Source organism: Streptomyces sp. NPDC005070 (genome assembly GCF_053600395.1).
The window spans coordinates 1-4,953 of the sequence record NZ_JBSFZS010000267.1; the positions used below are offsets into that span (position 1 = coordinate 1).

The 4,953-nt window shown below is 68.4% G+C and carries 5 protein-coding genes and 1 pseudogene; 1 reads left to right on the forward strand and 5 read right to left on the reverse strand.

All coding sequences use genetic code 11. The features are described 5' to 3' along the window. The 3 genes from ACWEBX_RS37275 to ACWEBX_RS37285 all read right to left on the reverse strand — a co-directional run. On the reverse strand, window positions 1-755 hold a 755-nt coding region (locus ACWEBX_RS37275; protein ID WP_451889171.1), incomplete at its 3' end, for a hypothetical protein. Window positions 756-1,523: 768 nt separating this feature from the next. Beyond that, window positions 1,524-2,147, reverse strand: coding sequence for a LysE family translocator (locus tag ACWEBX_RS37280; RefSeq protein WP_451889172.1), 624 nt, complete (start codon window positions 2,145-2,147; stop codon window positions 1,524-1,526). A gap of 27 nt (window positions 2,148-2,174) precedes the next feature. Next, the gene (locus ACWEBX_RS37285) at window positions 2,175-2,915 is read right to left on the reverse strand and encodes a metallophosphoesterase (RefSeq protein WP_451889173.1); all 741 of its coding nucleotides are present in this window, start codon (window positions 2,913-2,915) and stop codon (window positions 2,175-2,177) included. Window positions 2,916-3,089: 174 nt separating this feature from the next. On the opposite strand from ACWEBX_RS37285, the gene ACWEBX_RS37290 reads away from it, so the two are divergent. Beyond that, window positions 3,090-3,707 carry a CGNR zinc finger domain-containing protein gene (locus ACWEBX_RS37290; protein ID WP_451889174.1) on the forward strand — a complete coding sequence of 206 codons (618 nt, stop codon included), beginning with the start codon at window positions 3,090-3,092 and terminating at the stop codon, window positions 3,705-3,707. Between the two features lie 315 nt (window positions 3,708-4,022). On the opposite strand, the gene ACWEBX_RS37295 is transcribed toward ACWEBX_RS37290, so the two are convergent. Next, on the reverse strand, window positions 4,023-4,676 hold the full coding sequence (locus tag ACWEBX_RS37295; RefSeq protein ID WP_451889175.1) for a M15 family metallopeptidase: 654 nt from the start codon (window positions 4,674-4,676) through the stop codon (window positions 4,023-4,025). 80 nt (window positions 4,677-4,756) lie between these two features. Further along, window positions 4,757-4,953: pseudogene (locus ACWEBX_RS37300) on the reverse strand (hypothetical protein); the annotation flags it as partial.

A 4,953-nucleotide genomic window follows, 5' to 3' on the forward strand; every position in this document is an offset into this window, starting at 1 on the left:
GTGAGCACGCCGAAGTCCGTTGACTCGACGGACGTCTCGGTGAGTTCTCCGTGGGCGAGTCGGTCCCGTTCCTCGCCGTAGCCGCCGTAGAAGGCGACCCGCTTGCCGTGGACGGCCACAACATGGGAGCCCCGTACGCGGTTCGCCCATACCCTCACGGGCCGATCGGTGCGGTTGGGCCGTATCTCGACGAGCGGGAAGTCCGTGTACGGGCACGCCCAGGCGGCGGTGCCCGACACGTTCAGGGCGTAGCAGTCGAAGAGACCGGGGATGCGGGCGCCGGCTGACGTCCAGACGAGCTGGCCCGTGGCGCTCCAGCGGCGGATTCCGACCGGGTTCTCGTCGAAGTGCCCGACCCAGATATGACCGGACTCGTCCACCAGCAGGTGCTCGATGGCGTCCCCGACGGAGAAGGAGGAGGTTTCACGGCCGAGCGCGTCGAAGACCTGGACCTGGTTCGCGTCCTCGTACCGGCGGGTGCGAGACGCGGCGACGACGAACCCGCCGTCGGGCAGTCGGTCCAGGTGCGGCCAGCGGGCCCGCACGGCGCTCAGTTCGGTGCGTTCGACGCTGCCGCCCGGATCGACGGAGACGACCAGCGCGTCGAAGGGCAGGACATCGCCGCCAGGCTGCGGAGCGCGGTCGGCGAGCAGCCAGTGGGCGGCGCCGAAGGCGTCGACGGTACTGGTCAGGACGTGGCGGTCGTGGTGCTCTCGGGGGAGGTGAGCGTAAGGGACGAGGCTGGCCTTCTGCACGGGTGGGCTCTCCTGGGTGGTCGGTCACGGCCGTCGGGCGCTGCGGTGAGCGGGCGGCGGGCGGAGCGCGAGCGGTGGAGAGCGAAGCGGGATGCCTAGACGGCATGGCCCTTTCTGGTCGTCATGAGGTGATCATCGTCGACATCCGACCTCGTGACAAACCATTTCGGCGCGCCTCGATGGCTCGACAAGACCCGGCGCAGGGCCGACACATTGAGCCCTGAACGGCGAGCCGAGCAGGAGGAACTCGGGATCCGCGAGCCCCGTCGGCACCGGGTCAGCGTCAAGGACGTCCAGCCGCGGCTGGCGCCGTCCTGACGCAGCCATTTCGACAACGTGACCGGATGGATGCCGAGCTCAACAGCGGTCTGCTTCTGTTCCTTCCCTGCCCGAACCAGCGCGACCCACGGCCTGCACCGGTCAGGTCGTGCTCCCCCTGAGCATCGGGCTCGCGCTGGCGCTCGTGACGGGCAACGTCGCCGAGTCCTGCTACCTGATCACCGGAGGCAGCGAGATCCATGGGACGCCGCCGGCGTCGCGATGCTCGCGCTCGCAGCAGTGGGCGTGGCGGCCGTTTCCACCGTCGGCACACTCCCGCTCGTGGGACGGCGCATCGACCCGGAACTGAGACGACGCGAAGGCCAACTACCCTTCCCCGACGTTGATTTCCGACGCGAGTTGTCGACAGTGCCGACCTGCGGGTTCGTGATCTCGCGTGTGAGTGTCGGCAGACGGTCGTTTGCCGACACTCAGGAGGTGGCTCTCGGCCTACGTCACCGCGCTCCGAACGCCGAGGGTGATGAGAACCGCTGACGTGGCCTTGGCGGCAGTTTGCTTGAAGCGGGGTTTGTGCAGGGCGTGTGAGGCACGCAGGATGAGGAAGGTCCAGGCGGCGAGCCAGAGTGCGATCAGCAGCGCGTGGGCGGTGGCCAGAGTGAGGATCTGGCCACCGAAGGGCTGACGGGGTGCGATGAACTGGGGAACCAGGGTCAAGTAGATGGCTGCCGCCTTCGGGTTGAGGACGTTGGCGAGCAACGCTTGGGCGTAGACGGAGTCCGCCCCCTTCGGCAGGCGTTGGCGGTAGGGGCCGGGTGCCGTGTTCGGTGCGGCGGAACGCCATGTCCATATGCCCAGGCCGATGAGGTAGCCGGCACCGAGGAGCTTGATGGCGATGAAGGCCTGGCTGGAGTGCATGACCAGGGCTGACAGGCCGGCTATGGCGAGAGTGGCGTGGATGTACAGGCCGGTGACTGTGCCGAGGATGACGGGAAGAGCCTGACGGCGGCCGCTGCCGGTGACGTGTTGGATCAGCAGGGCCAGGCTGGCTCCGGGGGTGGCGATCAGCGGAAGGACCGCCACCAGGAACCCGGCGACGGCGTAGGGATGGACCACGATGCCTCCGGATCCTACGAGGGGGAATCAGAGCACGACGCGGTAGTGAGTGGTCAGGCGCCGGTCGTCGGACAGGATGTGGAACGCGAGGCCGGGCGGCTGGTCGAGGTCTGCGGCGTGATCGCCCTCCCAGGGCATGCGCAGGGTCCAGGTGATGGCCGGTCCGACGATCAACGGACGCGCGGCGAAGGTCGAGGCGGCCGCGGTGTGGGCGTGGCCCGTGAGGACGGCGGCGACCTGCGGGTGAGCGTCGAGCAAGTCGGCCAGTCGTCCGGGCTCTTCGAGCATGCCGGAGTCGGGCAGGGGGTGATGGAGTTCGACAGGCGGCTGGTGGAAGGCGATCAGTGCCGCGGTGTCCTGCGGCAGCGCGCTGAGGGTGGTGTCGATCCAGGCGAGTGTCTGGGCGTCGAGGCGTCCCTCATCGCGGCCCGGGATGGTGGAGTCGCACATCAGGATGGTGGTGCCGGCAATGTTGTGGGCCTGATTGATGGGGCCGTGGTCGGGTGCCTCTCCGAGCAGGGCCTTGCGGTAGGCCGGCCGCGCGTCGTGGTTTCCGGGGCAGGTGAGCACGGGAAAGGGGGCGGTCAGGATCTGAGCCGCTTCCTCGTACTCGGCCTCCTCGCCGTGATCGGCGATGTCCCCGGTGACCAGGAGCGCGTCAACCGGGTGGGGCAGTGCTCGCAAGTAGTCCATGACGCGGGTGGCACGTCGTGTTGCCCTCTCACTGCCGTCCAGGTGCAGGTCACTGATGTGTGCAAGCAGCGTCATTCCGCGGTCGCCTCCCATGGCGGGCTCAGCCGCCGTCCCTTGCCAGGGCAGGTGTCTCCACCTACTCCAGCCTCTAACGGAAGTTTTCTGTTTTCCGTTAGAGGCCTTAGGGTGTGCGTAGGGATGTGATCAAGTGGGCCGACGACCGGGCACCGAGATGGAAGGGGATGCCTTGTGGAGCGCTGGCTGGCATTGGAACTGGCGAGCACGATTCGCCACGACGGAGATGGCGGCGTCGCCGATGACCTCGCCACGGTCCAGGGAACAACGCTCTGGATCCAAGAGCAGGGGGATCTGCTGGCCGGCCACATTCCGGCCGGAAAACTCGCAGCGGATGACAACCTCAGGATCGGGATCATCGAGCTTCGGCAGGCAGTCCGGGCCCTGTTCGCCCGAGTGGTCAGTCCTGCTCCCCCCAGTCCGGCGGACGCCCATCGCCTGATGACTGCCGACCAGGCAATGGCCCATCTCAACACGGCTGCCGCGCGGGAACCGGTCGCCCCGCAGATCGACTGGCCCGTCGACGGAATCCCTACCGCCCGACTGCTGTCGGCGGAGAATGATCCGTACGTTCGACTTGTCGCGGCCCTGGCCCGAGCCGCCATCGACTTTCTCAGCGGCCCGCAGCGCACGCAGTTGCGATCCTGCACCGCGCCCCGCTGCGTGCGCTACTTCGTCAAGAGCCACGGGCGGCAGGAGTGGTGCAAGCCGTCATGCGGAAACCGCGCCCGAGCAGCTCGCCACTACAGGCGTCAGCGCACGGCGGCTCATGACGATTCCGCCTCGTCCTGATCGCTCATCAGGGGGAACCCCGGGGCTGTGCCGACGCGGCCGCGCCATGGATCCCACCCGCCGTGGGGGCAAGGCGTTCCCCACGGCCGTCGACCGCATCCGCGCCGAGACGGACAGCGACTGCCCGATCTCACCGAGCCACGGCATCGCCGGCTCCGGCCCGGCCGGGCCATCGACAAGAAGCAGGCGCCGCTCCCGAGCCCCGAGATGCTCCACCGTCACCCGGTACGCCGCTCCCACCCGCCGTGCCCATGGCCGACCTGGGTCCTCCCTGTCTTTCCGCGCCTGGCGGTCGACCGCCCTCGGCTGACGAGGTCACGTGCCTTGGTGACTCGGTCCATAGCAGGCGCTCGGCGCTCCGGTGGCCAGCGCCCAGTAACGGTCGCCGAACGACCAATGCCACCATTCCGTCGGGTAGTTCACCAAGCCCGCGGCCGTCAGCACGCGCCCCAGGATCTGCCGGTGGCCGCGCGCCTGGGTGCTGATTCCGACAGCGTCGGTGTAGCAGTCGCCTCCGCTCTCCTCCGGGGTCGTGTTCATCGGCGTACCCATGTCCAGCTCATGGCCGTCCGCATCCACGAGCGTCAGATCCACGGCCGCTCCCGCGCTGTGCGGCGCGATCTCCGGAGGCGACACGAAACGGCTCGCCGCCGACCGGATCTCCTCGTCCGTCCACCCAGGCCGCTCGGCTCGCAGTGTGGCCGCGTATCTCTCGAAGTAGCGCCGTTGCAGCTCCGGAGGGCGATAGCCCTCGACCAGCAGAAAGCCCAGTCCGGTCGGCAACTGCGCCTGTGCCTGGAGCAGACGCTCCAGCACGCCTTCCCGCAGGTAGAAGAAGGCGTCTGAGTCGTCCTGCTTCCGGCGGTCCACACGGAGCGGCCACCTCCGGACGTCGACCAGCGACTCACCGCTCTCGTGGACGGGAACGGCCGCTACCCGTGGATCCGACATCAAGATGATCTCATCCATGCGGTGATGATTCCCGAGCGCGGTCGACCGCCGCAACGCTGCCGGACCCCCAGCACCCCACCGAACGGGGCGGGCCGCGTTCACCAGCCCTTGCTCATCGCTGCCCTCTCCCGTTGCTCCAGCCACTCGAGATACCAGGTGTGGAAGGTGTGACGGTTACCCTTTCCAACGACGTATGGCTCGAAGGGCGGGTTGTCCGCGCAGTCCCGGTCGCGTAGTTCCCCGCGTTGCGGGCCGACGACGATGAGCCAGCGGGTCATCCCGCATCCGTTGTCGC